The 25462-nt window shown below is 69.8% G+C and carries 26 protein-coding genes and 1 pseudogene; 13 read left to right on the top strand and 14 right to left on the bottom strand.

From position 1 onward, the window contains the following. Window positions 1-59: 59 nt before the first annotated feature. A complete protein-coding gene (locus tag Hbl1158_RS03325) occupies window positions 60-737 on the bottom strand; it encodes a hypothetical protein (RefSeq protein WP_234298650.1) in 678 nt (225 codons plus the stop codon). Window positions 738-858: 121 nt separating this feature from the next. Here Hbl1158_RS03325 and Hbl1158_RS03330 point away from each other — a divergent pair, with 121 nt between their 5' ends. The 4 genes from Hbl1158_RS03330 to Hbl1158_RS03345 all read left to right on the top strand — a co-directional run bounded on the left by Hbl1158_RS03330 (window position 859) and on the right by Hbl1158_RS03345 (window position 2721). Further along, on the top strand, window positions 859-1515 hold the full coding sequence (locus tag Hbl1158_RS03330; RefSeq protein WP_234298651.1) for a hypothetical protein: 657 nt from the start codon (window positions 859-861) through the stop codon (window positions 1513-1515). Window positions 1516-1613: 98 nt separating this feature from the next. Beyond that, entirely contained in the window at window positions 1614-1850 is a 237-nt protein-coding gene (locus Hbl1158_RS03335) for a hypothetical protein (protein ID WP_234298652.1), read from the top strand. A 138-nt stretch (window positions 1851-1988) separates the two neighbouring features. After that, the gene (locus Hbl1158_RS03340; protein ID WP_234298653.1) at window positions 1989-2225 is read left to right on the top strand and encodes a hypothetical protein; all 237 of its coding nucleotides are present in this window, start codon (window positions 1989-1991) and stop codon (window positions 2223-2225) included. A 259-nt stretch (window positions 2226-2484) separates the two neighbouring features. After that, window positions 2485-2721 carry a hypothetical protein gene (locus Hbl1158_RS03345; RefSeq protein WP_234298654.1) on the top strand — a complete coding sequence of 79 codons (237 nt, stop codon included), beginning with the start codon at window positions 2485-2487 and terminating at the stop codon, window positions 2719-2721. Window positions 2722-2739: 18 nt separating this feature from the next. On the opposite strand, the gene Hbl1158_RS03350 is transcribed toward Hbl1158_RS03345, so the two are convergent. From Hbl1158_RS03350 to Hbl1158_RS03360, 3 genes are all read right to left on the bottom strand, one after another. After that, window positions 2740-3546: a hypothetical protein gene (locus tag Hbl1158_RS03350; RefSeq protein WP_234298655.1), complete on the bottom strand. Its 807-nt coding sequence runs from the start codon at window positions 3544-3546 to the stop codon at window positions 2740-2742. Between the two features lie 102 nt (window positions 3547-3648). Continuing rightward, window positions 3649-3831: a hypothetical protein gene (locus Hbl1158_RS03355; protein WP_234298656.1), complete on the bottom strand. Its 183-nt coding sequence runs from the start codon at window positions 3829-3831 to the stop codon at window positions 3649-3651. A gap of 288 nt (window positions 3832-4119) precedes the next feature. Then, window positions 4120-6684, bottom strand: coding sequence for a DNA topoisomerase I (locus Hbl1158_RS03360; RefSeq protein ID WP_234298657.1), 2565 nt, complete (start codon window positions 6682-6684; stop codon window positions 4120-4122). Between the two features lie 269 nt (window positions 6685-6953). On the opposite strand from Hbl1158_RS03360, the gene Hbl1158_RS03365 reads away from it, so the two are divergent. Next, window positions 6954-7697: a creatininase family protein gene (locus Hbl1158_RS03365; protein ID WP_234298658.1), complete on the top strand. Its 744-nt coding sequence runs from the start codon at window positions 6954-6956 to the stop codon at window positions 7695-7697. 27 nt (window positions 7698-7724) lie between these two features. Here the strand turns inward: Hbl1158_RS03365 and Hbl1158_RS03370 are convergent, their stop codons facing one another. Both Hbl1158_RS03370 and Hbl1158_RS03375 read right to left on the bottom strand, forming a co-directional pair. Further along, window positions 7725-9632, bottom strand: a complete 1908-nt coding sequence (locus tag Hbl1158_RS03370) for a S9 family peptidase (RefSeq protein WP_234298659.1) — start codon at window positions 9630-9632, stop codon at window positions 7725-7727. A gap of 118 nt (window positions 9633-9750) precedes the next feature. Then, window positions 9751-11238 carry a M20/M25/M40 family metallo-hydrolase gene (locus Hbl1158_RS03375; protein WP_234298660.1) on the bottom strand — a complete coding sequence of 496 codons (1488 nt, stop codon included), beginning with the start codon at window positions 11236-11238 and terminating at the stop codon, window positions 9751-9753. A 143-nt stretch (window positions 11239-11381) separates the two neighbouring features. On the opposite strand from Hbl1158_RS03375, the gene Hbl1158_RS03380 reads away from it, so the two are divergent. The 5 genes from Hbl1158_RS03380 to Hbl1158_RS03400 all read left to right on the top strand — a co-directional run bounded on the left by Hbl1158_RS03380 (window position 11382) and on the right by Hbl1158_RS03400 (window position 16572). After that, on the top strand, window positions 11382-12575 hold the full coding sequence (locus Hbl1158_RS03380; protein ID WP_234298661.1) for a metal ABC transporter substrate-binding protein: 1194 nt from the start codon (window positions 11382-11384) through the stop codon (window positions 12573-12575). Beyond that, complete coding sequence (locus Hbl1158_RS03385) at window positions 12572-13315, top strand: metal ABC transporter ATP-binding protein (protein WP_234298662.1); 744 nt, start codon at window positions 12572-12574, stop codon at window positions 13313-13315. The genes Hbl1158_RS03380 and Hbl1158_RS03385 overlap by 4 nt, the downstream gene beginning before the upstream one ends. Window positions 13316-13335: 20 nt before the next feature. Beyond that, window positions 13336-14379: a metal ABC transporter permease gene (locus Hbl1158_RS03390; protein WP_234298663.1), complete on the top strand. Its 1044-nt coding sequence runs from the start codon at window positions 13336-13338 to the stop codon at window positions 14377-14379. Window positions 14380-14489: 110 nt separating this feature from the next. Continuing rightward, complete coding sequence (locus Hbl1158_RS03395; RefSeq protein ID WP_303647434.1) at window positions 14490-15989, top strand: MATE family efflux transporter; 1500 nt, start codon at window positions 14490-14492, stop codon at window positions 15987-15989. A gap of 82 nt (window positions 15990-16071) precedes the next feature. Then, on the top strand, window positions 16072-16572 hold the full coding sequence (locus tag Hbl1158_RS03400) for a hypothetical protein (protein WP_234298664.1): 501 nt from the start codon (window positions 16072-16074) through the stop codon (window positions 16570-16572). A gap of 6 nt (window positions 16573-16578) precedes the next feature. Here the strand turns inward: Hbl1158_RS03400 and Hbl1158_RS03405 are convergent, their stop codons facing one another. From Hbl1158_RS03405 to Hbl1158_RS03440, 8 genes and pseudogenes are all read right to left on the bottom strand, one after another. Beyond that, the gene (locus Hbl1158_RS03405; protein ID WP_234298665.1) at window positions 16579-17256 is read right to left on the bottom strand and encodes an HVO_2922 family protein; all 678 of its coding nucleotides are present in this window, start codon (window positions 17254-17256) and stop codon (window positions 16579-16581) included. A 137-nt stretch (window positions 17257-17393) separates the two neighbouring features. Further along, window positions 17394-18911: an Asp-tRNA(Asn)/Glu-tRNA(Gln) amidotransferase subunit GatB gene (gatB, locus tag Hbl1158_RS03410; protein ID WP_234298666.1), complete on the bottom strand. Its 1518-nt coding sequence runs from the start codon at window positions 18909-18911 to the stop codon at window positions 17394-17396. A gap of 88 nt (window positions 18912-18999) precedes the next feature. Further along, window positions 19000-19410: a transcriptional regulator gene (locus Hbl1158_RS03415; protein WP_234298667.1), complete on the bottom strand. Its 411-nt coding sequence runs from the start codon at window positions 19408-19410 to the stop codon at window positions 19000-19002. 46 nt (window positions 19411-19456) lie between these two features. Further along, window positions 19457-19681: pseudogene (locus Hbl1158_RS03420) on the bottom strand (DUF6516 family protein); the annotation flags it as partial. Window positions 19682-19857: 176 nt separating this feature from the next. Beyond that, window positions 19858-20088: a Gar1/Naf1 family protein gene (locus Hbl1158_RS03425; protein WP_234298669.1), complete on the bottom strand. Its 231-nt coding sequence runs from the start codon at window positions 20086-20088 to the stop codon at window positions 19858-19860. 3 nt (window positions 20089-20091) lie between these two features. Further along, complete coding sequence (srp19, locus tag Hbl1158_RS03430) at window positions 20092-20373, bottom strand: signal recognition particle subunit SRP19 (protein ID WP_234298670.1); 282 nt, start codon at window positions 20371-20373, stop codon at window positions 20092-20094. 64 nt (window positions 20374-20437) lie between these two features. Beyond that, window positions 20438-20902, bottom strand: coding sequence for an SHOCT domain-containing protein (locus Hbl1158_RS03435; RefSeq protein WP_234298671.1), 465 nt, complete (start codon window positions 20900-20902; stop codon window positions 20438-20440). A gap of 98 nt (window positions 20903-21000) precedes the next feature. After that, on the bottom strand, window positions 21001-22239 hold the full coding sequence (locus Hbl1158_RS03440) for a PGF-CTERM-anchored ABC transporter substrate-binding protein (RefSeq protein WP_234298672.1): 1239 nt from the start codon (window positions 22237-22239) through the stop codon (window positions 21001-21003). Between the two features lie 58 nt (window positions 22240-22297). Between Hbl1158_RS03440 and btuC the strand changes: the two genes are divergently transcribed. The 3 genes from btuC to Hbl1158_RS03455 are packed head-to-tail and all read left to right on the top strand — an operon-like array spanning window position 22298 to window position 25440. Continuing rightward, entirely contained in the window at window positions 22298-23440 is a 1143-nt protein-coding gene (btuC, locus tag Hbl1158_RS03445; RefSeq protein WP_234298673.1) for a vitamin B12 ABC transporter permease BtuC, read from the top strand. Further along, window positions 23437-24420 (top strand): ATP-binding cassette domain-containing protein, encoded by a 984-nt coding sequence (locus tag Hbl1158_RS03450; RefSeq protein WP_234298674.1) that lies wholly within the window; start codon window positions 23437-23439, stop codon window positions 24418-24420. The genes btuC and Hbl1158_RS03450 overlap by 4 nt, the downstream gene beginning before the upstream one ends. A 30-nt stretch (window positions 24421-24450) precedes the next feature. Then, window positions 24451-25440 (top strand): class I SAM-dependent methyltransferase family protein, encoded by a 990-nt coding sequence (locus Hbl1158_RS03455; protein WP_234298675.1) that lies wholly within the window; start codon window positions 24451-24453, stop codon window positions 25438-25440. Window positions 25441-25462: the final 22 nt, after the last annotated feature.

The following is a 25462-nucleotide window of genomic DNA, read 5'->3' on the forward strand; positions in this document are numbered from 1 at the left end:
TTGCACCGACCGAAGAACACATTGTATGTAATTCTATTGGAATTTTGAGTTGGTTTTATTCAGAAAGTCATCTGTTCGCCTTCTGAGTCCTCTGGCTCGCGGATATCCTCGACAAGTGCCTCAATATGCCTGTACGCGTCTTCCTTACCTGGACCACGGATTTCTGTCGTTGCGCCAGTTCCGGACCCTTTCCGGTTGAGATAAACAGCCACATTGTCAGCTTGGCCGATATTTTTCCAATTATCTTTGTCAAGACCTGATGCGCCAAGACCATCCACGAGATTTGTCGTTCGAACCTCGGAGACACCGTGGATATCCTGTAGAATTGTAAGTAAAATAATCGAGCCGTGCAACAAACGATCTTGGATCGACTCACCCAGAAGGTCTGTATTTCCAAGGATCTCAGGGAATTCTTCGATTTCGTCTCCTTCAACGCTTCCCGTCTTGAGCACTCGGAGAAGTTCTGATTTGGTGGCATCGACACCATCAAGAAGGGAACCTCCAGGATGGGATTCAGTAGATCCTGCTCCGTTCTCCACAGCGGCATCCCCATTCGAATTCCCGGCCTGTTCACGGGGCCCCAACCGGTTCGAAGTCTCCTGCATTTGATAGCCGGTCAGGTCGTACTCGTCAACGAACTCAGCGAGTTCCTCAAGAACCTCGATGTACGACTCTTCTTCAGTTGCAGATATCTTGGCATCGACCGGGCCGTCTCGAAAGGTGATATCGATCTCCATGAAAGCCGTACTGATACCATCGATATGAATTTTCGCTATAATAAGAGAGAGTCTTCGGAGATTTTGTAGGTGAGACCTGAGGGCAAACAACTATGACATGATGATTCTAGCGGTGATTTGAATGGAAATACACCTCTCACTACAAGTTGGGCCACTACAAGCAGAGATCACAGCCGATAGCGAAGAGGACTATGAGAGCGAACTGGTCCAGCTGATGGACTTCATTCAAAGTCGTGAAGAGCAGTTGTCGACGATCAGCCAGATGAGTACAGAACCGGCGACAGAAAGTGGTCCGGTGGGTTCTGGACGGCTCGATGACAAGCAGAATGGGGATACGGGATCTGAACAGGAGTGGAGTGAAGAACCAAGTTCAACAGACTACTCCGGACCATTATCAGGCTTGCTTCGGAAGGTGGACACATCCTTCCAAGACGTAAGTGGAGTCATAGACGTTGACCCTGAACTCGAAGAGCCACCTCTGGTCCTCGCCGATGCAGAGCAACTTGGAGAAACTGTGAAAGACAAGCAGCTTACCGGCTCACTTCTGCTGCTCTGTGCATGGAACGAGTGCTATGATGAGTCACCAGTAATGGTCTCCGACCTCAAGGACGCTCTCGAGCACTCTGGAGTCAGCTCGAACAACCTCTACAAGATGTACGACCACGATGTAGCGAATCAAACCCTCCGAAGAAGTGGTGACGGCAGGGGAACCGAGATCCGTCTAACCCGCGTTGGCGAGAGAGAGGCATTAGAGCGAATAGAGCAACTTACAGAATAACCTCGAGGACGCGGCACACCTGTACTTGCTCTTCGAGGAAACGCTTAGGCGCGACCGGCTCGAAATGTGGGTCGAACGGCTCGGCGTCGAGGACAGCTATGAACGACTCAGATCGATTTGAGCGGCTTGCCGAGAAGCACGCGCAGAATCGGCACGCTCGCCTCGAAGGCGTCAAGCGGTGGGTCGAGTACATTCAGACGCATCCGCCCGAGGAGTGGGGGCCCCAGCAGAATGCGGTCGTAAACGAGCAGCTTCGTAGCGCACGGGAAACCGGGCTGTCGGCCGAACACGAGAAGCGCGTGCGTGCGTTCGCAGAGGAGAACGGTTCCGACTGAACGCCCTCGGGAACACGCCTGTACCGTGGAATCCCGCACCGGGATGGGGGATTAGGACTGATACCTTCGCCGACAACAGTCCTTCACGTGGGGTGCACGGGACACACGATCGTTTGATCTCTCACATCAAACGCGGGTATGGCCGTCGACACCAGCGAGAGCGTGCGCGAGGCGGCCCGACTCGTCGACTGCGGCATCTCCGACGTTCACTCGGACCTGAAGCACCTGGAAGTTCTGGGCGTTCTCGACCTGGATGAGGAGGAGGCCCCCGGCGGCACAATAAAGCCGGTCGTTCCGTTCGACCGCATCGAGATGCACATCGACTACCCGCTGCTCGGCGACGGCGACCCGGGCGACGCGCCGGCGAGCGCCTGAGCGTCGACTGACGCCCGATCGACGAGGAAGCGACCCGGCGGCGACACGGTACATCCGACGCCGAGGACCCGTCGAACGACGACCGACATCGTCGACGAGAAGCAACACAGCGCCGGATGTGCGACTATCTCGGGGACCGGAATTCGGGTCGATGAACGTCGCCTGCGCGTACGTCCACGACACACGGGGAGCTTTGCGTGTCGGTCGACCGAATCCGCCGAACCCAACTGGTAACCGTCCCGCACTCGTCGTAGACGACGTGGGATTCTTAGACTCCTTCGGCGCGTTAGTCAGTAGTGTGATCGCATCGCTCGTCTTGCTCGTGTTCGCTATCCTCAGCTACTTCATCACGGTGTTCATCGTGCAGGTCGGTGCCGGGCTGGCCGGCTACTCGCCCACCGGCGACTTCGTCGCGCTGTCGGCGGCCGTCCTCGCGACGGGCGCGATCGTCGCCGGCGCGACCCCGCTGTCGGGGCTCAGCGGCCTCTCGGAGTAGCGACCGACCGACCGCGGCTCACGCCGTCAGCTCGCGGTAGTACGCCACCGAGAAGGTGCCGAAGAAACCGCCAAAGAGCGTGCCCAGCACGACCGTCAGCGCGGAGACGCCGACGGCTCTCAGCGAGGGCATCGACACGACGAACGGGTCCGCGCCCGCGGGGACGGTCGGCGCGGCCAGCGCCGAGGCGAGGCCGACGACCAGCCCGAACGCGCCCGCGAGCACGCCAACCAACAGCGTGTAGCCGAGCACGCTCGCGAGGTTGCGGCGGACCAGCCCCGCGCTGTGTGTGATCGCGTCGATCGCGTCGCGGTCGTCGATCACGATCGCCTGCCCGTAGAACTGGATCAGGAACGCGACCAGCAGGTACGCGAGTACCACGGCGAGCAGGACGATCCCGACGGCCGCCACCAACGCGAGGTCCGGCTCGGCACCGGCCCCGCCGGCCGGGAAGAAGCCGATCGCCCCGAACAGCACCGCGACGAACGCGATGGCCCCGAGCGCGAGGTTCACCCCGAAGAGGATCAGGTACACCACGAACACAGGGACGAAGTTCTCCTTGCCCTCGGCGACGAACGTCGCGAGCGACGTGCGCTCGTCGAGCGCCTCGTCGACCATCCCGATGAGCCCCGCCTGCACGAACGGGACGGCGACGACGTACACCAGCGAGAACACCAGCGACACCACGCCCGCGATCAGGGGCGCGCTCGACTGCAACAGCAACTGCGGCACCTGAAACAGCGTCAGCAGCAGCACGGGCACGAACAGGACCGGGTCGGCGGCGAGCGTCGACGGCGTCCGGCGGAGGGCGGTCTGGAGGGCCACGACTGAACATCCGTTCAGTCCATGATAAATGTACTGACCGATCGGCGGCCCGACGGGGACTCCGTCGTCGCCCCGGCGGTCGTGGCGACCCGTCTCGAGCGGTCACTCCTCCTCGTCAGTCCTCGCGACGACCGCCTCGGCCCCGCACTCCGGGCACTCGTCGCGGTCGACCTCGAACCGTTCCCCGCAGGCCTGACAGCGGTACTCCGCGTTCCGCTCGGCCTCCGCCTTCGCGGTCTGCTTGAACTGTTCGACCTGCCGTCCGATCCGTTCGAAGAGCCCCATGGTCGGATGTGACGGGCGACTGGATGAATAAGCGTTCCCCGAGAGACGGGGCTCGGGCCGTCGCACGCCACCGCGGTCGCTGACGTGCGTCGGTCCCCCAGATTGACCGGCACTCGTTCGCGAGCGCGTCGTGGGCGTGCCGACGTGCGTCGCGGCGGCCGTGCTGTTTCCAGGCGGCTGCGCTCCGGCATCGAGGATCGGTCGCCGTCGTCGGTCGTCGTCGGTCGCGGTTCGGCGACGGCCCTCGACGGCCCGATCGGATGACTCAGTACGGAGAGAGACGCCGGTTCAGTCCGCCTTCGCCTGCCACCCGCGCACGGTGTCGGGCCCGACGCCGTCGAGTTCGTCCGCGAGCGCGTCCGGTTCCGTCTCCTTGAGCGAGGAGACGTCCTCGATCCCGGCGTCCTTCAGTTTCGCTGCGGTCTTCTCGCCGATCCCCTCGATCGCCTCCAGCTCCGACCCCGCCTGCCGGGACTGGTACTCCCGGTAGTTGCAGATCGGACAGCCCAGCTCCCACGGCTCGTCGCCCGAGTGGACCACCAGGTGCGGGAGGTCGTGCTCCTCGCAGGTCTCGTCGGTCACCTCGATCTCGCCGCGGCGCGGCAGCGGCAGCGAGTACTCGCACTCCGGATACCGGGTACAGCCCACGAGCCGCGAGCCGGAGCGCAGGCGCTTGATCGCGAGCTTCCCGCCGTGTTCCGACGAGTCGCTTCCCGCCGCGCTCTCCCCACATTCGGGGCAGTCTCCGATCACTTCGTCCTCCTCCTCGTCGGCCTCGTCGGCCTGACACTGCGGGCAGCCGTGGACGAACGTCTTGCGACCCGCGAGCATCTTCACGTGGTTCAGCCCGTGGTCGTCGCACACCTCGTCGAGGATGAGCGGCTTGCCCGTCGACGGCAGCGGGAGGGTGTACTCGCAGTCGGGGTAGCCGTCGCAGCCGACGAAGTACGACCCCGCCCGCGACTTGCGCACGAGGAGGGTGTCGCCGCACTCGGGACACGGCCCCAGTTGCTTGTCCGCCTTCAGCGACTTCTGGAGGTGGTCGCCGACCGCCTCTCGCGACTCGGCCAGCTCGTCGAACACCGCAGAGAGCATCTCGCGGGACTCGTCGGCGACCTCGTCGAACTCTTTTTTCCCCGAGGCGATGGCCTGCATGTCCGCCTCGAGTTGGGCGGTCATCTCGTCGCTCACGATGCGGTCGGCGAACTCCTCGCTGGCCTTCACGACCGCCTTCGCCAGGCCGGTCGGCCGGGGCGGGTCGCTCTCGATATAGCCGCGGTCGTACAGCTTCTGTATCACGTCGTGGCGCGTCGCCTTCGTCCCGATCCCCATGTCCTCCATCGTCTCGATGAGCCGGGACTGGCCGTACCGGCGCGGCGGCTGGGTCTGCTTGGCCTCCAAGGCCGTGTCGACGATCCCCAGCGCCTCGCCCTCCGACACGTCGGGGACGTAGCTCTCGTTGGTCGAGAAGTACGGGTACACGGCGTGGTACCCCTCCTCTGTGAGCCGCTTGCCGTTGGACTTCAGCCGCAGCGGGCCGTCGTCGACGCCCGCGGCCGACTCGCCGGCGGCGACCTCGGTGACGACGCGGAGGTGTTCCCACTCGGCGTCCGGCGCGCACGTCGCGAGGAACCGTCGCACCACCAGTTCGTACACCTCCCACTCGTCGTCGGAGAGCTCCGAGGGGGCCGGGAGCTCCCCGGTCGGGTGGATCGGCGGGTGGTCGGTCGTCTCCTCGTCGCCCTCAGTCGGTTCGATGTCGTCAAGCTCCAGCAGCGACTCGGCGTCGTCGCCGAACTCGCGACCCATCGACAGCTCCTCCAGCAGCTCCCGCTCCTCCAGGTCCTCGGGGTAGACGGTGTTGTCCGTGCGCGGGTAGGTGATGAACCCGGCCGTGTAGAGGTCCTCCGCCATGCTCATCGCGCGCTGTGCGGAGTAGCCGATCGAGGAGGCCGCGCGGATGAACTGCGTCGTGTTGAACGGCGCGGGCGGCTCGTCGGTCCGCCGACGGCGACGCACCGACGACACGGTCGCCGACTCGGCCTCCAACAGCCGGTCGTACACCGCCTCGGCGGTCGCCTCGTCCCAGACGCGCTCGGCCTCGGTGCCGTCGTCGTCCTCGTAGAAGTACTGCGCGTCGAAGCCGTCCTCGTCGGGGTCCGCCTCCTCGCCGTCGCGTTTCAGCAGGTCGGCGAACAGCTCCCAGTAGTCCTCGGGGTCAAACGCCTCGATCTCGCGCTCGCGGTCGACGATCAGCTTGAGGGTCGGCCCCTGCACCCGGCCGACGGAGATGAAGTCGTCGCCCAGTTGGCGGGCAGACAGCGACAGGAACCGCGTCAGCGACGCCCCCCAGATCAGGTCGATTATCTGGCGGGCCTCCCCCGCCGCCGCGAGGTCGAAGTCGATCTCGTCGCGGTCCTCGAACGCTCCGCGCACCTCGTTCTCGGTGATCGAGGAGAAGCGCACGCGGTCGACGGGCACGTCCTCGTTCACCTCGCGGATCAGTTCGTACGCTTCCTTACCGATCAGCTCGCCCTCGCGGTCGTAGTCGGTCGCGATGACGACGCGGTCGGCGTCCCGCGACAGCAGCCGCAGCGCGCGGACGATCCCCTCCTGAGTGGGGCGCTTGCGGACGGGGGCGTCGATCAGCTCCACCGGCTCCACGTCGCGCCAGTCGTCGTACTCCGGCGGGAAGTCCACCGCGACGACGTGGCCCGACAGCCCGATGCAGCGGGTGCCGCCCCAGCGGTAGACGTTGACGCCGGCGCGCCGCTCGGTGTCGAAGTCCCCGTTCGAGAGGATCTCCGAGAGCCGCCGCGCGGCGTTGTCCTTCTCGGTGACGATCAGTTCCATCAGTTGCCGGTGAGTATGCCGAATCCCCTTGTAACCCTTTCGCGGGTCGGTCTCACACGGGGAGTCGGCGAGCGGGAGTCGGCGACTCGGTCGTTCGGCGACGTGGCTGTCCGGCGACGGCGACGGCGACGCGTCGCCGGCGGCGACGACCGCGACACCGACCGCGACGACCGGTCACGGTCGATCCCCTCTCTTTCCTCCCTCCCCTCGAACCGGACGCGTCGTTCCGCTTCCCGAAGGGGTATGCCCCCGGCCGCCGCCGAGCCGGTATGCCCGAGACCGAACGCGACCTCGCGACGATGACCTGGGAGGACGCCGGCGACGCCCTCCTGAGCGCCGACGCGGTCGTCGTCCCCACCGGCAGCACCGAACAGCACTCCGTCCACCTCCCGCTGTCGACCGACAGCCTCCGCGCGGAGCACCTCTCGGCCGAACTCGTCGGGGCGGCCCCGGATCACGGGCTCGACCTGCTTCGCGCCCCGACGCTCCCCTACGGCGACAGCGAGCACCACATGCCGTTTCCCGGAACGGTCACCCTCTCGCAGGACACGTACAAGCAAGCGCTGATCGACGTCGGGTCCTCACTCGCGGAGCACGGTGCCAAGCGCGTGCTGTTTCTCAACTGCCACGGCGGCAACAAGCAGGCGCTGTCGCTGGCGACCGACCGGCTCAACCGCGACCACGAGATCGGTGCGCACTTCGTCCACTGGACCGACTTCGGTCGCGACGAGTTGGAGGACCACTTCGGCGACGGCTGGGGCCACGCCGGCGATCACGAAACGAGCTTCGTGGAACTCGTCCGCGACGACCTCGTGAAGTCGGATCGCAAGGAGCCGCAGGAGGCCGACGAGATGCCGGGGACGCGCTCGTACACGTACTTCTCGGAGGTGACCGAACTGGGCGGGCTGGGCGATCCGACGAACTCCGACCCGGAGTTCATGGCCGAAGTGGTGGACAACACGACCGAGCGGATCCTGGAGGCGTTGGCGGAGGACATCGAGAACGGGTGGTAGCCCGGCCGAGTCGGCCCGGTCTGCGCCTCACACGTGCTCGTCGAGGAAGTCCGCGATCGCCTCGAACTCCTCGATGCGGTTCTCGCGACTCGTCGTGTGGTGGCCCTCGTCCTCGAAGATCAGCGTCTCGACGGGAACCCCCCGCTCGCGGACCGCCTCGGCGACCTGCTCGGCCTCGCCGACGGGGACCCGCGGGTCGTTCGCGCCGTGCTGGACGAACAGCGGGCACCGGACCGCCTCGATGTTCGAGAGCGGCGAGATCGACTTGAGGAACTCGTAGTCGTCCTCCAGGCTCCCGTACTCGGCCTCGCGGTGGCTCCTGCGCCACTCGCCGGTGTTCTCGAGGAAGGTGGTGAAGTCCGCGATGCCGACGAAGTCGACGGCGGCGGCCCACAGGTCGGGGTACTCGGTGATGGCCGCGAGCACCATGAACCCGCCGTAGGATCGACCGTACGCGACGATCCGGTCGTCGTCCACCGCGGGCTGTTCGTGAAGCCACTCGACGCCGGCGGCCACGTCGGCCACCGAGTCCATCCGCCGTTCGACGTCGTCGAGGTGCGCGTACGCCTTTCCGTACCCCGAGGACCCGCGGACGTTCGGCTCCAGGACCGCGTACCCTCGGTTCAGGAAGTACTGTTTCGTCGGGTAGAACCACGGCCGGCGCTGGTGTTCGGGCCCGCCGTGGATGTCGACGATGGCGGGGACCGCCTCGTCGGGATCCTCCGGATCGACGCCCGGCGGGAGCGTCCAGTACGCCGGGATCTCCCGGTCGTCGAAGGTCTCGTAGCGAACCGTCTCCGGCGCGTGGAACGCGGAGTCGGGGAGTCCGTTGCGACCGACGGGCGTCCAGTCGGTCGCGGCGTCGCTCCCGAACTCGCAGACGCGGACGCCGTACGGCACCGTCGGCGACGTGTGCGTGAACGCGAGCCGCTCGGCGTCGGGGCCGAACGTGAGCCCTCGGACGATGCCGTCGACCGCGGGCGTCTCGACCGGGCGGAGTTCCGTGTCGTCGGCGTCGGCGACGAGCGTCCCGGCGCGCAGCGACGAGTAGCCGCCCTCGTTGACCGCGTACGCGAGGCGGCCCGTGTCGCGGTCGAACGCGAGCGCGTCCACGTCCCAGGCGTCGCTTCCGGGTTCGCCCGTCGCGTCCGCGGTCGCCCCCGACGACGCGTCGTGGCCGGCGACCGGCCTCACGGAGCCATCGGCCAGCGAGAGGCGGCCGACGTAGGCCGTGTCGCTGCCGCGGTTCGTGACGCACAGCAGGCCGCCCTCCCCGTCGAAGTGGAGGTGCGAGTACGTCGCCTCCGCGTCGGTCCCCCCGTCGGGGTCGGCCGAGAGCGTCGTCGTCTCGCCCGCGTCGAGGTCGAGCAGCGTGAGTTCCTCCTCGTAGCTGGAGTGCGGCTTCGAGAGCACGAGTCGGTCGCCGTCGGGGCCGAACGCCGCGACGTTGAGCCAGCCGCCCGGTCCCTCGTACACGCGCTCGGGGTCGCCAGCCGGCGCTTCCGGGCTGCCGACCGCCTGCACGTACGCGTCGAATCGACCGTCCTCCCCGCGGTTGGCGGTGTAGGCGATCCGGTCGCCGTCGGGCCCCCACGCGCCCCAGGCGTGTTTCGACTCGGGGTCGGCGGTGAGCGCCCGCTCGACGCCCGTCGCGAGGTCGTAGTGGAGCAGTTGGTCGCGCTCGTCGCTGCCGCGGTCCATCGCGTACACGAACGACTCGTCGGCCGGCGACGCCGCGAGCGCGGAGACGCGCTCCTCGTGCGGGGTGAGGCGGTTCGGCCACCCGGCCGCGTCGTCGGCGGTCCACACCTGCGGCGTGCCGGAGGTGTCCGCGAGGAACAGGAGGCGACCCTCGGGCGTGAACGCGGGGGAGTCGACGTGGTCGATCGCCAGAAACCGAGGGACGCCGTAGCCGGCGTCGGCTGTGTCGGACATACCTCAAGGGGGTGCGCCGCACGGCTAAAGCGTTCGGCAGCCGGCGAGAGAGTCGAGTCGGCGGCGACTGGGGGCCCTCGGCGACCCCGCGACCGCCGGTCCGGGGGCGCGACTTCGACTACGGATCCGCGTCGGCGACGCGCTCCAGCACCGCCGCTGTGGTCCGGATTCCGTTCTCGAAGCAGTCCAGGTCGAGGTGCTCGTTGGGCGAGTGGTTGCCCTGATCGGGGTTCGCGTACGGCACCACGAGCACGGGCACGTCCGAGAGCGCGTCGACCCGCCGGAAGAACGCCGCCGGGAGCGACCCCCCGAGGACGGGCAACTCCACCGGCTCGGAGCCCCACACCTCCGACAGCGCCGACAGCACGGGCGACGCCGCCGGGGTGTCCACGGGCGTCTTCATCGGCGGGAACCCGGTCCCCTTTGTCACCTCCACGTCGGGGTGGACGTCGGCGACGTGCTCCTCGATGCGCTCGAAGGCGGTGTCGGGGTCCTGGCCGGGCACCAGCCGGGAGTCGAGTTTCGCCGTCGCCGTCCGCGGGACGACCGTCTTGCTTCCCTCACCTTGGTAGCCCGAGTCGAGTCCGTTGACCGTGACCGTCGGCTCCAGCAGCAGGCGCTCGTAGTAGTCGCGGTCGGTCGTGAAGTGCGTCAGGTCCAGTTCCGCCCGTACGGCGTCGGCGTCGTCCGGGAGCGCGGCCACGAGGTCGCGGTCGGCCTCGGTGAGTTCGATCCCGTCGTGGAAGCCGTCGACGGCGACGCGGTCGCCGCCGGAGGGGTAGCCGCGGTCGGGGGCCGTCTCGGGATGGCGCTCGGTCAGCGACGCGACGACCTCCGCGAGTTCGGTCGCGGCGTTCGGCACCGGCCCGCCGAAGTTGCCCGAGTGGAGGTCCGCGTTCGCGGTCTCGAGGTCGAGCTGGAACGTGAGGATCCCGCGGTTGCCGTAGATCAGGGTGGGTCGCCCGGAGCGGTGCTGCGGACCGTCGGCGACGTACACGAGGTCGGCGTCGCGGATCGCGGCCGCCGGTGCCCGGGAGTCGGACTCGGGGTCGTCGGCTCGCGCCTTCGAGGACTCGCGTCGCTCGTCCTCGCACTCCCCGTCGAGGTACGACTTCAGCCCGAGGCTGCCGCTCTCCTCGCCGCCCTCGATCAGGAGCTTGACCGTCACCGCCGGCGTCGCGTCGGCGGCCGCCAGCGCGTCGAGCGCGAACGCGTGCGCGAGGAACTGCCCCTTGTTGTCGCCCGCGCCGCGGCAGTAGACCGCTCCGTCGCGCACGGTCGGCTCGAACGGCGGCGACTCCCATTGCTCGGGGTGCTCGGCGGGCTGTACGTCGTAGTGGCCGTAGAACACGACCGTCGGCGCGTCCGGGTCGTCGGCGACGCGCTCGCCGTAGACGAGGGGGTAGCGGTCCGTCTCGATCCGCCGCGCGTCGAGGCCGTGATCTGCCAGGAGGTCGCGGACGGCGTCCGCGCCGGCGTCCATCCCCTCGCCGGTCGCGCTGACGGTGCGCAGCCGCAGAAGTTCGAACAGCGACTCCCGGTAGTCGTCGAGGCGCTCGCGGATCGCATCGTCGGCCGCGCTTGCGGGCGGATCCGTGTCCGACATGGTCGCTCCAGCACGGCCGGAGGCTTCGCCCTTTGGCCGCCGGCACGGCGTGCCGGGAACGGATCGATCCGGGAGAGTTACTAACGAGATACCATATCCAATGCCAAAGTTAATATTCTACATGAAATAATTAACAAACAGAGATGGAACACACGCGACGAGCCGTCCTCGGGTCCGTCGGTGCGGTCGGCGCGGGCGCGCTCGCAGGCTGTCTGGGTTCGCGAGCGGGAGGCGGCGGCGGTGACGGCGGTGCCACCGGAAGCGACGGCGACGCGACCGCGCAGGCGACGTTCTTCGTCTTCGGCGACGTTGCGAGCGCGGTCGCCGGCGACGCGACGAGCACGGGCCTGCTGGTCCCGGTCGGGCAGCACGGGCACGGGTGGGAGCCGGGGCCGCGCGTCCGCGAGTCGATCCGGGCGGCCGACCTCCTCGTCCACGGGATGAGGGGGTTCCAGCCGTGGGTCGACGACATCGCCGCCGACCTCGCGGCCGACGACGCCGACGTGGCGACCGTCGACGCCAGCGCCGGCGTGGACCTGTTGCCGGCGGCCGACGGAGACGGCCACGATCACGGCGACGGCGAGCACAATGGCGACGGGGAGACGCACGACAAGGAGACGAACGACGGGGAGACGCACGACGAGGAGACGAACGACGGGGAGACGCACGACGAGGAGACGCACGACGATCACACCGAAACCGAACGCCACGACGACGGCGACCACGACGACGGCGACCACGACGACGACGATCACGGCGACGACGACGATCACGGCGACGGCGACCACGACCGTCACGCCGGGGAGTACGACCCGCACTTCTGGATGGACCCGCGTCGCGTCGCAGACGCCGTGGACGCCGTGGAGGCGGCGCTGGGGGAGGCGGACCCCGACGGCTCCGACGCCCACGCCGCCAACGCGGCCGCGTTCCGCGAGGAACTGACGACCCTCGACGACCGGATTGAGTCCCTCGTCGCCGACGCGGACGAGGGTGTGCTCCTCGTGGCCGGCCACAACTCCGTCCGGTATCTCGGCGACCGCTACGGGCTGGAGATCGAGGCGCTCACAGGGCTCTCGCCCGACGACCGGCCGACCACGCGGGACATCGAGCGCGCGCAGGAGGCGATCGCGACACACGACCTCCGATACGTCTGCGCGGACCCGCTGGAGTCACAGCGCGCGGCCGACCAGCTCGTGGCGGAGACGGACGCCGAGGCCGTGCTCCCGCTGACGGCGATGCCCGGCCTCACCGACGAGTGGGCGGAGAACGACTGGGGCTACCTCGACGTGATGCGCGAGGTGAACGTCCCGACGCTGGAGGAGGCGCTGTCGCGATGACGGCCGCGGTTGACGTGCGCGAGGTGACGTTCGCCTACGGCGACCGACCGGTGATAGCGGACGTGTCGCTCACGGTCGAGGCCGGGGAGTTCCTCGGCCTCGTCGGCCCGAACGGCTCGGGTAAGACGACGCTGCTGGAGCTGGCGATCGGCCTCCGTCGCCCCGACGCCGGGAGCGTTTCGCTGTTCGGCGAGCCGGCGGCCGACCGCGCCGACGGCGAGCGCGTCGGCTACGTCCCGCAGGACGCGGGCGGGACGGCCGGCGAGATGCCCGTCACCGTCGAGGAGGTCGTTCGGATGGGACGGTACCCCCGCAGGCTCCTCGGTCGGTTCCGCGACGAGGACCGCGCCGCGGTCGCCGAGGCGCTGGCGCGCGTCGACATCGCCGACATCGCCGACCGCCGGATCGGCCGGCTCTCGGGCGGCCAGCGACAGCGGGCGTTCATCGCGCGGGCGCTCGCGGCCGGGGCGGACCTGCTCGCGCTCGACGAGCCGACCGTCGGCGTCGACGCCGAGTCGCGAGAGGCGTTCTACGACCTCCTCCACGAACTGAACGACGAGGGGATGACGATCGTGCTCATCGAGCACGACATCGGCGTCGTCACGACGCACGCCACCGAGATCGCCTGTCTCAACCGAGAGCTGTTCTTCCACGGCTACCCGGAGGCGTTCGTCGAGACCGACGCCCTCGCGGAGGCGTACGGGAACGCACAGCACGTCGTCGCGCACGACCACCCATGATCGGGTCCGCGTTCGATACCATGATCGGCTCCGCGTTCGGGACGCCCGTCCCCCTCGCCGGCACCGGCGATCGCGTGTTGGAGGTCGTGCTCGACGACCTCTGGGGCGGCGGTCTCGACCTCCTCGCAGGCGCGACGGGCGTCGAGATACTCGCCTCTCCGTTCATGCAGCGGGCGTACCTCGCGGCGGTCTGCGTGGCCCTCGTCGGTCCCCTGGTCGGGAGCTTTCTCGTCCACCGCGAGATGGCGATGATCGGCGACACGCTGGCGCACGCCGCCTTCGCGGGCGTGGCCGCCGGCCTGTTCGCCAACGCCGTGTTCGCGACGAGCGTGCCGCCGCTGGCGACGGCGCTGGCGGTCGCCGCCCTCGCCGCGCTGGTCGTCCAGGCGCTCGTCGACCACGCGGGCACCTACCGCGACACCTCGCTGGCGATCGTCCTCACGGGCTCGTTCGCCGTCGGGAGCGTGCTGATCACGGCCGCCGACGGCGGCATCGCCGTCGGGATCGACGCCTACCTGTTCGGGTCGCTGGCGACCGTCTCGCGCGCGAACGCCGGAATCCTGCTCGCGATGACGGCCCTCGTCGGTCTCGCCGTCGGCGCGGCCTACCGACCGCTGGTGTACGTCACCTTCGACGAGGTGGGCGCGCGCGCCGCCGGGATCGACGTGACGCGGTACAACCGACTGCTCGCCGTGCTTACGGCGGTCGTGGTCGTCGCCGCGATGCAGATCATGGGCGTCATCCTCGTCGCCGCGATGCTCGTGATCCCAGTCGCGACGGCCGCCCCCGTCACCGGGTTCAAGCGGGCGATCGCCGCGAGCGTCGCCGCCGGCCTCGTCGCCACCGTCGGCGGCGTCACGCTGTCGTACTGGTACGACGTGGCCGCCGGCGGCACGGTCGTGCTCGTCGCCATCGCTGGCTACGTCGCCGTCGCAGGCGGGACGCGCCTGCGGGGACGCCTCGCCGCGCGGCGGCGCGCCCGCGAGCCCGGGGACGCCGCGTCCGGGTCGCCGACGGGCGGAGCGGGACGGACCGCGGCCGACAGCGGCGACGACGCGGAGTGACCGCCGCGGACGCGCGGGCGAGGGACGCCGCGACCGCGGAACCCGGCCGCGCCGACCGCCTCCGCAACTGTTAGGCGCTCCGACACCTCGGTGATCGTAGAGGCCCTTCGATGGCGAACACCGACGCGCGCGTCGACATGACCGAGGGGGCTGTGGCCCCGCGGCTGTTCAGCCTCGCGTGGCCGCTCGTGCTCGGCAACCTCCTCCAGACCCTCTACAACCTCGCGGACGTGTTCTGGGTCGGCCGGGTGAGCCCGGAGGCCGTCGCGGCGGTGTCGCTCATGTTCCCGCTGTCGTGGATGTTCGTCTCGACGGCGATGGGGCTGACCGCCGCGACCATCGCGCTCGTCTCCCAGCACGTCGGCGCGGGCGACGACCGCGCGGCCGACCGGGTCGTCGGCCAGACGACGATCCTCGCGATCGGCGTCTCCGTCGTGCTCGCGGCCGCCGGGCTGCTCGCCAGGCGACCGCTGCTGGAGTGGATCGGCGCGGAGGGGGTCGTGTTCACGGAGGCGCTGGCGTACATCGAGGTGATATTCCTCACGCTGCCGCTGACGTTCCTCTTTTTCGCGTTTCGCGCCTCCCTCCAGGGCGCAGGCGACACCAAGACCGCGATGTGGCTGGTCGCCGCCTCCGCCGGCGTCAACATCGTCATCGACCCCGTGTTCATCCTCGGATGGGGGCCGGTGCCCGCGATGGGCACCCGCGGGGCCGCGCTGGCGACGTTCGTCGCTCGCGCGCTGGCGGCCGCCGCCGGGGTCTACGTCCTCCTGAAGGGCGACTGGGGAATCCAACTGCACCCCCGCGACCTCCGCCCCGACCGCGAGGTGCTCGGGAAGCTCGTCGACGTCGGCTACCCCGGCACCCTCGACGGGTGGGCGCGCTCGTTCGCCGCGGTGGCGATGGCCGCGCTCGTCGCCCGGTTCGGCCCGGCCGCCACAGCCGCCTACGGCGTCGGGGTCCGCCTCATGTCCGTCTCCTGGACCGTCGCCGGCGCGGTCGGGCAGGCGACGGCGACGGGCGTCGGCCAGAACCTCGGTGCCGACACGCCCGACCGGGCGAGCCGGGTGGCGTGGACCGCGACCGGCGGGACGATGGCCGTGCTGTTCGCGGCCGGCGGCGTCGTCTGGCTGTTCCCTGCCGTCGCGATCCGCGTGTTCGTCGCCGACGCCGCCGTCGTCGCCGAGGGCGTCTCCTTCCTCCGGATCACGGCGCTCGCGTGGGGCGTCTTCGGCGGCCTGATGGTGTTGCAAGGGGCGTTCCGCGGCGCGGGCGACACCCGGATCGCGATGGCGCTGTCGCTGTTGTCGCGGTGGGGCCTCCGGATCCCGGCGGCGCTCGTGCTCGCGTACTCGTTCACCGTCGTCGTGCCCGTGATCGGCCCCGTGTCGGGACTTGGCCTGGGACCCGACGGCCTGTGGTGGGCGTGGACCTTCGGGGCGGTCGGCTCGCTCCTCGTCGGCGCGGCGTGGTTCCTCCGGGGAACGTGGAAACGCGGCGTCGTCGAACGCGGGGGCGACGCGGGGAGCGCGACAGTCGAACGCGACACCGAAGCGACGCCCGGGTCGCTCGGCGACGACGGCGACGGCGACCCGGCGACGGACGACTGAGTCGCGGTCGCGGCGTCGGCGGGGGACGGTGCCCGTCGCCGCGGCCGGTGTATCCAAGCCGGTGGCGTGCGAAGCGCTCGACATGAACGGATCGACGACCCGGCAGTACGGCGCGGCGATCGCGGTCGCCTCCGGCGCGTACTCGCTGCTCTCGGCGGGCATCGGCGGCGGAACGGCCGGAACCGGGGGAATGGGCGGCGGAGGAATGGGTACCGGGGGGATGATGGGGTCGACCGGACTCGGGATCGCGGGCTGGCTGATGCTCGCGATCGGCGTCGTCGTCGTGGTCCACGGGGTGGTGCTGTTGACCCCCGCGGCCGACCGACTCGGAACCGCGAGCGGGCCGCTGATGATCGCCTACTCGCTCGTGATGTTGCTGCTCCAGGCGCTCGGGGCCGCCGGCGTGACCGGCGGGATGGGGACGACGGGCGGCATGAACGGCGGCATGGGAACGACGAGCGGCATGGGATCGACCGCGACCGCCGGGATGGGCTGGGACCTCGGCATGGTCGCGCTCGCGGCGCTGATGCTGTTCAGCGGGATCGTCATGACGACCCGCGACGGGGACGACGGCGGGATGTAGCGGGGGCTACTCCTCGCGCAGGACGGCGGCCTCGGGCGCGTTCCGCATCACGCTCTGCATCCCCCGGCGGGCGGCCCGGTCGGAGCTGTACCCCTCGCCGCTGGTGGCGACGATGTTGCCGTTGCGGTGGACGAGTCGCCAGCGCCACTCGTCGGCGCGGTCGCGGTAGAGTTCGAACCGCGCCAGCGACGTCGGCGCGGGGGCGTCGGACGCCGGGACCGCCTCCGCCGGGAGGTCCTCCGGATCGATCGGCTCGGCCGCGTCCGCCGCCGATTCCGGCTCCGACACGTCGGCAGCGTCGGCAGCGTCCGTCGCCGCTTTCCCGCCCGCTTCGGCCGCCCCGTCTCCCCCGGTTGTCCCGTCTCCCTCGGTCGTCCCGTTCCCCTCGGCGGCCGCGGCCGCCGACGAGGCGTGCTCGGCCGCCAACACCGCGTCGCCGGTGTGAACGTCGCTTCCCGACCACTCGAACTCGACCTCGAGTTCCGTCTCGTCGTCGTCCTCGTCGACCTCGAGTTCCACCTCGACGCCGAGAGAGTCCGCGAGCGCGACGCTCGCGGCGTCGTCGCCCTCGCCGAGTCTGAGCCGGTCGCCCGCGGCGAGGTCCGCGGCCAGTCCCCGCAGCAGCGCCGCGGCGGTCGTCCTGTCGAGCCGTTCCTCCTGCGAGAACACCGTGCGTTCGGACATGAACCGACAGTCGCGACCCTGATGCTTGAGTGTCCGGGCGGCCGGGCGGCGGCGAACGCGCGGCGACGCGGTCGAGTCGGTCCGACCGCGCCGGCCCCGTCGCCTGCGCCGGTCGCGGCGACGGCACCGGTCGCGGCTTACTCGTCCAGCCGTTCGCGCAGCATCGCGTTCACGTCGTCCGGCGCTGCAGAGCCGCCGGTCTTCTGCATCACCTGCCCGACGAGGAAGTTGATCGCGCCGCCCTCGCCGGCGTGGTAATCCTCGACTGCGTCGGGGTTCTCCTCGATCGCTTCCCCGACGGCCATCGCCACCTCGTCGTCGTCTGCCGTGCCCAGCCCCTCGCGCTCGATGACCTCGTCCGGGGACAGGCCCTCGTCGAGCATCGCCCGGAGGACGACCTCCTCGGCGTTCTTCGTCGTGACCTCGTCGGTGGCGACGAGTTCGATCAGGCGGGTGAACTCGTCGAGGCGATCGGTCACGTCCTCGACGGCCATGTCGCGGTAGTTGAGTTCTCCGAGGAGGGTGTCGGCGACCCACGCGGCCGCGAGATCCGGATCGAACTCCTCGGCGACCGCCTCGTAGAAGTCGGCGACCGCCTTGCGGGAGGTGAGCTTCGAGGCGGCCTCCGCGTCCAGCCCGTACTCCTCGCGGAAGCGCTCGCGCCGTGCGTCCGGCAGTTCCGGGATGGCGATGCGCTCTTTCCAGTCGGACACCTGCAGCGCGGGGAGGTCGGCCTCGCCGAAGTACCGGTAGTCTTTCTCCTCCTCCTTCGAGCGCATCGAGACGGTGTTGCCGTGGGTCTCGTTGAAGTGGCGCGTCTCCTGCTCGACCCCCTTGCCGCGCTTGAGGAGGTTCTCCTGGCGGTTGCGCTCGTACGCGAGCGCCTGCTCTGCGCCCTTGTGACTGGAGATGTTCTTGACCTCGGTGCGGTTCGCGGACTCGAGCACCTCGGCGTCGATGTGACCGTCGGCGGCGACCTCCTCGGCCTCGACCATCGAGAGGTTCGCGTCGATGCGGAGGCTGCCGTCGCGCCCGGCGTCGAAGACGCCGAGGTACTCGAGGACCTCCTCGAGCTTCTCGAGGAAGGCGCGCACCTCCCCGGGGTCGCGGAAGTCGGGCTCGGTGACGACCTCCATCAGCGGCGTCCCCGCCCGGTTGTAGTCGACCAGCGAGTAGTCCGCCCGGTCGACCGAGGTGGTTCGCACGTCCAGGTCCGCGGGGCCGTCGCGGACGTGGCGCAGGCTGCCGGGGTCTTCCTCCAGGTGGGCGCGGCGGACGGTGACCGTCCGCCGAGTGCCCTCGTGGGAGAACTCCAGTTCCCCGTCGGCACACAGCGGCGCGTCGTACTGGGTGATCTGGAAGTTCTTGGGGAGGTCGGGGTAGTAGTAGTTCTTCCGGTGGAACCGGGTCTCCTCGGGGATGTCGGCGTCGAGCGCCTTTCCGACCTTGACGGCGGCCTCGACGGCCGCCTCGTTGAGCACCGGGAGGGCTCCCGGGAGCCCCAGGCAGGTGGGACAGACGCGCGTGTTGGGCTCCTCCTCCTCGGCGGGCTCGGTGGAACACCCGCAGAAGATCTTGGTGTCCGTCTCGAGCTGGACGTGGACCTCCAGCCCGATGACGGGCACCAAGTCGGCCCGTTCGGCTGCTCGTGCCATCGTTGAACCGGGATTCGCGACGCCGGAGGTAAAGCCTGACGGGACGGTCGCGGGGGCGGTAACGGGGACTGACTGTGGGACGATCGTCTCAGGCACCCGCGGGCTCGCCCGTGCTGCCGTCGCGGTCGCGAAGCCCGAGGTCGATCCGGATGTCATCATACGGGACGACCGGTCGCTTCGACCGCCCCTCCTCGACGAACTCGATCACGTCGTACTCGGCCAGTCGATCGAGGTTGCGCGATACGTCCTTGATGTCGCGGTCGACGAGGCGGGCGGCCTCGCGCATGCTCCCGGGCTCCTCACTCGCGATCGTTCTGAGGAGTTCGATCGCACGAGGACTGAACACGCGAACGAGCTCGTCGGCGGTCTCGAAGGTGATCCGACGCGGCGCGTCCCCGTTCAGTTCGTCCCCGGAGAGCGCGCGCTCCATCGCGTCGTGGCTCCGGGTCTCGACATCAGCGAGCGATCCGACCGTCACGATGAGCGTGGTTCGGGTCATGGTGGTCACCGTCGTGTGGCACCCGCGGTGTCGTCGTGGCGATACGCTACGGATCGACAGGAATCTCTCGGTAGAAGCGATCGAGTACCGCCTCGTATCCGGGGAATTCGTATCCGTCGTCCAATCCGTCCGCGGTGTGGCGTTCGTGAATCCCGTGAGAGTTGTCGTATCGAACGATCGTCTCGCCTCCGGTCGTTCCGTGGTGAAGTCGGTACTTCACGCCGTCCGGGAACTTCTCGGACTCCGGCACCGACAGGATCCGTATCCTGACGAGCGTGTCCCTGGTCGGGTAGTACGTCTCGTCTTCGAGTACGACGACCTAGTCCGCGGGTGCCATTCACACTCGATGTCACTCACCCCAACACCAAGTATGTTGTGTCAGATCACAACATCAGGGTGAACGACCAGCGCGAACCAGTAAACACGGCAGGTCACCTCGCTGTCGGGCTACCGCGCGTACAGCTTCGCGCCGAGCAGCCCCGTCAGCCGCGAGCGGTCCGTCGGCGACACCGCGACGTACGGGCGCTCGACGGGACCGAACACGTCGACGACGCGCCCGACCGTCGACAGCGACTCGTCGACGACCTCCGTGCCGAGGCGAGCGGGCTCTGCGTCCTCGGGGACGCGCACGACCGCGAGCCCCTGTGCGGTCCGGACGACCTCGCCGACGCGCTGCACGCCTCAGTCCCCGCGGATGACGCCGAGGTACGCCCCGACGGCCTGCACGAGGTCGTTCTTCGCGGTCCCGTCGGTGCCCGTGACGAGCACGCGGCCGCGGGCCTCGAACTCCCGGCTGTACGCCACGTCGCGTTCGATCTTCGCGTCGTAGCCGACCTGCTGGACGGCCCGTGCGATCTCGTCGACCGTCGGCTCGGACACCGCGAGATCCGCGGGGACCCGTCGCCCCTCCGCGCGGGTGTACTCCGCGTCGAAGTACGCGGGCCAGAGGACGTTCTCGACCATACCGAAGGGGCGGCGGCCGCGCGGAAAAAGGGTGCTATCGGCGGTCGCCGACGCTGCTCCCCCTCTACTCCCGTTCGGTCTCGCGACGCTCCCGGTCGGCGGCCCGTCGCTCGCGACGAGCGCGGTCCTCCACGTCCTCCAGCGACTCCGACTCCAGCAGGCGATCCAGTTTGCGCTCGAACTGGTCGTCGGTGAGTTCGCCGCGGGCGTAGCGGTCCCGAAGCGTCGCGAGCGCGTCGTCGCCCCCGCGGTCGGCGTCGCCGTCGGCGTCCTCGGCGGCGGTCGACTCGTCGGTCGAGTCGTCGGCGGACTCGCTCTCCCACGTCTCGTCGTCCCACCACTCCTCGACGTCCTCCTCGTCGCCGAACAGCATCGCGACCACGGGAACGACGACGACGTAACCGAACAGGAGGGCCGGTAACCACCAGTTCCAGCCCATGGCCCACGCCGCCAGCCAGACGCCGGTGACGACGGTGCTCGCGATCCCGGTGGCGTTCTCCCGGAGGCGCTCTGCGGGGCTGTCGCTCATACTCGGCGGGTTTCCCCGGGATCAAATAAAACCGCGCGCCGCGGTCGCCGTCGGTGTCGCCGTCGGAGTCGATCCCCGCGGTCGCGCGGCGAGTCGCCTCAGCGGTCGCGTCGCGCGAGCAGGGCCGATCCCAGCACAGCCAGCACGGCGAGCGCGACGCCGAAGCCGGGCGTCGTGGTCGACGTGCCGCCGGCGCTGGTCGTCCGCGTCGCGGCCGTCTCCGCCGTGTCGGTGTCGGCGGTGTCGGTCGTCGCGTCGGTCGTCTCCGCGGGCGTCTCTGTGTCCATCGACGCCGTCGCCTCCGCGCGCGTCTGGAACTCGGCCGACGCGGCCGCATCGGGGTGGAAGCCCTCGGTCAGCGCCCGCACGCCCATGACGACCGAGCGCGGCGCGGGCTGGTTCATCCAGTTGCGGTTCACGGTGACGACGTTGTCGTTCTCCACGGCGGGCGTGCTCGCGTACGGTTCCTCGTCGAGGAGGTACGACGAGTAGCCCGTGACGACGAGGTACTCGGGAGCGAGTTCGAGCACGACCTCGTCGTTGATCTGCGGGTAGCCCGTGAGGTCGCGCTCGCCGGCGGCGTTCGCGCCGCCCGAGATCGACAGCATCGCCGAGATGAACGTCTCGGTGCCGGCGATGTAGCCGCCGCCCAGCGGGTACAGCGCCCGGGCGTCCTCCGCGTCGGCGGTCGCCGTCTCGGCCGCCTCGACGTTCGCGTTCATCCAGGCGTTCGCCTCGGCCGCGCCCTCGCAGTTACCCGTCAGCCGACCGGTGAGCGTCGTCTTCTCGCGCACGTCCTCGATCGTGGTCGCGCCCGAGAAGTGGTACACCGTCAGGCCCGCGTCGCGCAGCGCCTGCACGGTCTCGGGCGAACTGGCGTTGGGCGCGAGCACGAGGTCGGGGTTCGTGCCCACGACCTTCTCGACGCTCACGCCGAATCCGGCCGCCGAGACGTTCGCGCGCTCGTCGGCACCCTCGAGGTACGACGCGAACTGCGTCACGCCGACGACCTGGTCCTCGCCGCCGATCTCCCACATGGTCTGAGCCGCGCTGGGGTTCAGCGTCGTGATCCGCTCGGGTCGCTCCTCGACCGTCACGTCGGTCCCCGTGGCGTCCGTCTCCGTCAGCGGAAACTCACAAGAGGCCTGCGTCGACGCGAGCGCGCCGGTCCCCGTGGCCGCGGTGGTCGTCGGGTCGGGCCCGTCGGCCGCGACCGTCGCGTGTTGTGCGTCCGTCGGCGACGCGCCCGCCGCCGCCGCGGCCCCGACCGCCGGGACCGCCGCAGCGACGACCAGCATCGCGGTCAACAGTATCGTCCGTGTCCGTCGTCCGTTCACGTCACGTCCAACCGGACAAGACAATAAGTATTTGCCTAATGCAAACAGCCTTGAGTTCGTGACCGGCGAATGGCGACGCGCGGCGGGCTACTCCGCCGTGTTGACCGCGGTGTTGGCGGCCGTCGTGACGGTGAGCGCCGGCATCGGTCCGGTGTCGGTGCCGGCGCTGTCGGTGCTGGCGGCCGTCGCGAACGCCGTCGTCGTGCCCGCGGGCGTGGAGTGGGCCGGGAGCCTCGGGGGCGGCGGTCCTCTGACGATCGGGCTCCCGCTTCGCGTCGAGTTCGTCCACCCGTTCGCCTTCTCCGTGTCCGAGACGCACGCGGCGATCGTGATGCGCGTGCGGCTCCCGCGGATCCTGCTCGCGGCGTTCGTCGGCGTCGCGCTCGCGGCCGCGGGAACGGTGATGCAGGGCTTCTTCCGGAACCCGATGGCCGACCCGGGCGTCATCGGCGTCTCCTCGGGGGCGGCCGTCGGCGCGGTGTCGTGGATCGTCGCGCCCCCGGCGCTCCTGGCGCTGCTGGGTCCCCTCCGGCCGGCACTCGTCGACAGCGGCGCTGGACTCCAGATCGCCGCCTTCTGCGGCGCGCTCGTCGCCGGCTTCGGCGTCTACCTGATCGCGAGCCGCGACGGCCGAACGCCGGTGGCGACGCTGCTGCTCGCGGGCGTGGCGATCCAGACGTTCCTCGGCGCGGTCGTCTCGTACCTCCTGCTTCACTCCGGGGAGTCGATCCGCCGGGTGACGTACTGGCTGATGGGCCACCTCAGCGGCGCGGGGTGGAACGAGGTGGCGGCCGCCGCCGCCGTCGTTCCGCTTTTGACGGTCGTGTTGTTCGCGTACGCCCGCGACCTGAACGTCCTCCTCCTCGGCGAGACCGACGCCGCCGCCCTCGGCGTCGACGCCGAGCGGAGCAAGCGGGCGCTGCTCGCCGTCTCGTCGGTGCTGACCGGCGCGGCCGTCGCCGTCTCCGGCGTCATCGGCTTCGTCGGGCTGATCGTTCCCCACGCCGTCCGACTCGTCGTCGGCCCCGACCACCGGGTCCTGCTCCCGACGGCCGCGCTCGCCGGCGGGAGCTTCCTCGTCGCCGCCGACACGTTCGCCCGCTCGGGCGTCGCCGAGCTTCCGGTCGGGATCGTCACGGCGGCCGCCGGCGCGCCCTTCTTCCTCTACCTGCTCCGCACGCGGGAGGTGTACGAGCTGTGAGCGACGCCGACGGGCGCGACGGTGACGCTCGCGGTGCCGGCGTCGACGGGGACGACGCCGACCGGTCGATTGGTGACGCCGATCGGTCGATGGACGATCCCGACCACCCGATGATCGCCGTGCGCGACCTGGTGGTGTCGCGAGGGGGCGAGCGCGTCCTCGACGGCGTCTCGCTGTCGGTCGAGCGCGGAGAGCTGGTCGGACTGGTCGGCCCCAACGGGGCCGGGAAGACGACGCTGATCGCCGCCTGCAACGGCACGCTCGCGGCCGAGTCGGGCAGTATCGAGCTCGACGGTCGCGACCTCGGCGGGCTGTCCAGACGCGAGACCGCTCGGCTGGTGGCGACGGTGCCCCAGGAGGCGGCCACCGCCTTCGAGTTCAGCGTCGAGGCCGTCGTCGAGATGGGACGGACCGCCTACGTCTCGCGGTTCGGCACGACCGACGCCGACGACCGCGCGGCCATCGAGCGGGCGATGGACCGGGCGAACGTGGCCCGCTTCGCCGACCGGTCGGTGACCACGCTGTCGGGCGGCGAGCGCCAGCGCGTGCTGTTCGCGCGGGCGCTGGCCGCCGAGACGCCCGGGCTCCTGCTCGACGAGCCGACCGCGAGCCTCGACATCAACCACCAGATCCGGACGCTCGAGCTGGTTCGCGAGGTCGTCGACGACGGGAAGGCGGCGCTGGCGGCGATCCACGACCTGAACCTCGCGGCGCGGGTGTGTGACCGCCTCGTGTTGCTCGCGGGCGGGACCGTGCGCGCGAGCGGGCCGCCACGGGAGGTGTTGGGCGACGACGCGCTCGCGGACGCCTTCGGCGTCGCGACCGCGGTCAACGACGACCCCGCCGTCGGAACGCCGATGGTGACGGCGCTTCGCGACGGCGAGGAGGCGAGGACGGTCGCCGGTGACCCGCGTCCGACCGACGGAGACGCCGGCGGCGACCGCGACCGCGAGGAGACCGCGACCGACCCGGACCGGTAGCCCTTTTCGCGCGGCCGGCCCAGCCCGGATATGACCACGCCGTGCGTCCGCGCGCCCGTCGTCGAGGGAGAGGCGACGCGGGCGGCGCTCGCCGAGCGCGACCTCCTCGACGGAGACAGGGAGATCGACGTCGAGGACGGGGAGATATTCGTTCCCGTCGTCGACGGCGAGGCCGCTCGCGCGGCGGGCTACGAGGTCGTCGAGCGCGAGACCGACCGTCGCAAGGGGCACACGACGCCCGCCGACCTGCTCGGCTTCGAGCCCTCCTACGAGCGCCTCGGCGAGGTCGTCATCCTCGACGAGGAGGACCCCGAGCGCGCCCGCGAGATCGCCGACGCGATCGTCGAGTCGGACCTCCCCTGCGGGACCGTGCTCGACCGCGCCTCGAAGGTCGCCGGCGAGTACCGCGTCCGCGAGTGGGACGTCCTCTCCGGCGAGAGCACCGAGACGGTCCACCGCGAGTACGGCCACGAGTTCGCCCTCGACGTCGCCGAGGTGTACTTCTCCCCCCGCCTGGCGACCGAGCGCCACCGCGTCGTCGAGCAGGTCGAGGCGGGCGAGCGCGTCGTCGACATGTTCGCCGGCGTCGGCCCCTTCGCGGTCCCGATGGCCGCCCGCGGGGCCGAGGTCGTCGCCTGCGACGTGAACCCCGCGGCGATCGAGTACCTCCGGGAGAACGCCGAGCGCAACGGCGTCGCCGACCGGGTCACCGCGCTCGAGGGCGACGTTCGCGAGACGACGGCCGAGTACGACGGCTGGGCCGATCGGATCGTGATGAACCTCCCGCACAGCGCCGACGAGTTCCTCGACACCGCGGTGCGACTCGCCGGCGACGACTGCGTGATCCACCTGTACGACATGGCCCACGAGGACGACCCGTTCGGCCCGAGCGAGCGCGCGGTCCGGGCGGCCGCAACGCCCGCTGGCTACGAGGTGGAGGTGCTCACGCGCCGGGAGGTGCGGTCGTACGCGCCCCACGAACTGAACGTCTGTCTGGACGTGCGGATTCGGCGGATATGAGGGTGTACGGACGACAAAAGCC

This window comes from Halobaculum sp. CBA1158 (assembly GCF_021431925.1).
GTDB lineage: Archaea > Halobacteriota > Halobacteria > Halobacteriales > Haloferacaceae > Halobaculum.

What these genes read in the sequence shown, in the direction of transcription:
- Hbl1158_RS03325 (WP_234298650.1), bottom strand. Translation starts at nt 737, where the DNA reads ATGGAGATCGATATCACCTTTCGAGACGGCCCGGTCGATGCCAAGATA.
- Hbl1158_RS03330 (WP_234298651.1), top strand. Translation starts at nt 859, where the DNA reads ATGGAAATACACCTCTCACTACAAGTTGGGCCACTACAAGCAGAGATC.
- Hbl1158_RS03335 (WP_234298652.1), top strand. Translation starts at nt 1,614, where the DNA reads ATGAACGACTCAGATCGATTTGAGCGGCTTGCCGAGAAGCACGCGCAG.
- Hbl1158_RS03340 (WP_234298653.1), top strand. Translation starts at nt 1,989, where the DNA reads ATGGCCGTCGACACCAGCGAGAGCGTGCGCGAGGCGGCCCGACTCGTC.
- Hbl1158_RS03355 (WP_234298656.1), bottom strand. Translation starts at nt 3,831, where the DNA reads ATGGGGCTCTTCGAACGGATCGGACGGCAGGTCGAACAGTTCAAGCAG.
- Hbl1158_RS03360 (WP_234298657.1), bottom strand. Translation starts at nt 6,684, where the DNA reads ATGGAACTGATCGTCACCGAGAAGGACAACGCCGCGCGGCGGCTCTCG.
- Hbl1158_RS03365 (WP_234298658.1), top strand. Translation starts at nt 6,954, where the DNA reads ATGCCCGAGACCGAACGCGACCTCGCGACGATGACCTGGGAGGACGCC.
- Hbl1158_RS03370 (WP_234298659.1), bottom strand. Translation starts at nt 9,632, where the DNA reads ATGTCCGACACAGCCGACGCCGGCTACGGCGTCCCTCGGTTTCTGGCG.
- Hbl1158_RS03375 (WP_234298660.1), bottom strand. Translation starts at nt 11,238, where the DNA reads ATGTCGGACACGGATCCGCCCGCAAGCGCGGCCGACGATGCGATCCGC.
- Hbl1158_RS03380 (WP_234298661.1), top strand. Translation starts at nt 11,382, where the DNA reads ATGGAACACACGCGACGAGCCGTCCTCGGGTCCGTCGGTGCGGTCGGC.
- Hbl1158_RS03385 (WP_234298662.1), top strand. Translation starts at nt 12,572, where the DNA reads ATGACGGCCGCGGTTGACGTGCGCGAGGTGACGTTCGCCTACGGCGAC.
- Hbl1158_RS03390 (WP_234298663.1), top strand. Translation starts at nt 13,336, where the DNA reads ATGATCGGCTCCGCGTTCGGGACGCCCGTCCCCCTCGCCGGCACCGGC.
- Hbl1158_RS03395 (WP_303647434.1), top strand. Translation starts at nt 14,490, where the DNA reads ATGGCGAACACCGACGCGCGCGTCGACATGACCGAGGGGGCTGTGGCC.
- Hbl1158_RS03400 (WP_234298664.1), top strand. Translation starts at nt 16,072, where the DNA reads ATGAACGGATCGACGACCCGGCAGTACGGCGCGGCGATCGCGGTCGCC.
- Hbl1158_RS03405 (WP_234298665.1), bottom strand. Translation starts at nt 17,256, where the DNA reads ATGTCCGAACGCACGGTGTTCTCGCAGGAGGAACGGCTCGACAGGACG.
- gatB (WP_234298666.1), bottom strand. Translation starts at nt 18,911, where the DNA reads ATGGCACGAGCAGCCGAACGGGCCGACTTGGTGCCCGTCATCGGGCTG.
- Hbl1158_RS03415 (WP_234298667.1), bottom strand. Translation starts at nt 19,410, where the DNA reads ATGACCCGAACCACGCTCATCGTGACGGTCGGATCGCTCGCTGATGTC.
- srp19 (WP_234298670.1), bottom strand. Translation starts at nt 20,373, where the DNA reads ATGGTCGAGAACGTCCTCTGGCCCGCGTACTTCGACGCGGAGTACACC.
- Hbl1158_RS03435 (WP_234298671.1), bottom strand. Translation starts at nt 20,902, where the DNA reads ATGAGCGACAGCCCCGCAGAGCGCCTCCGGGAGAACGCCACCGGGATC.
- Hbl1158_RS03455 (WP_234298675.1), top strand. Translation starts at nt 24,451, where the DNA reads ATGACCACGCCGTGCGTCCGCGCGCCCGTCGTCGAGGGAGAGGCGACG.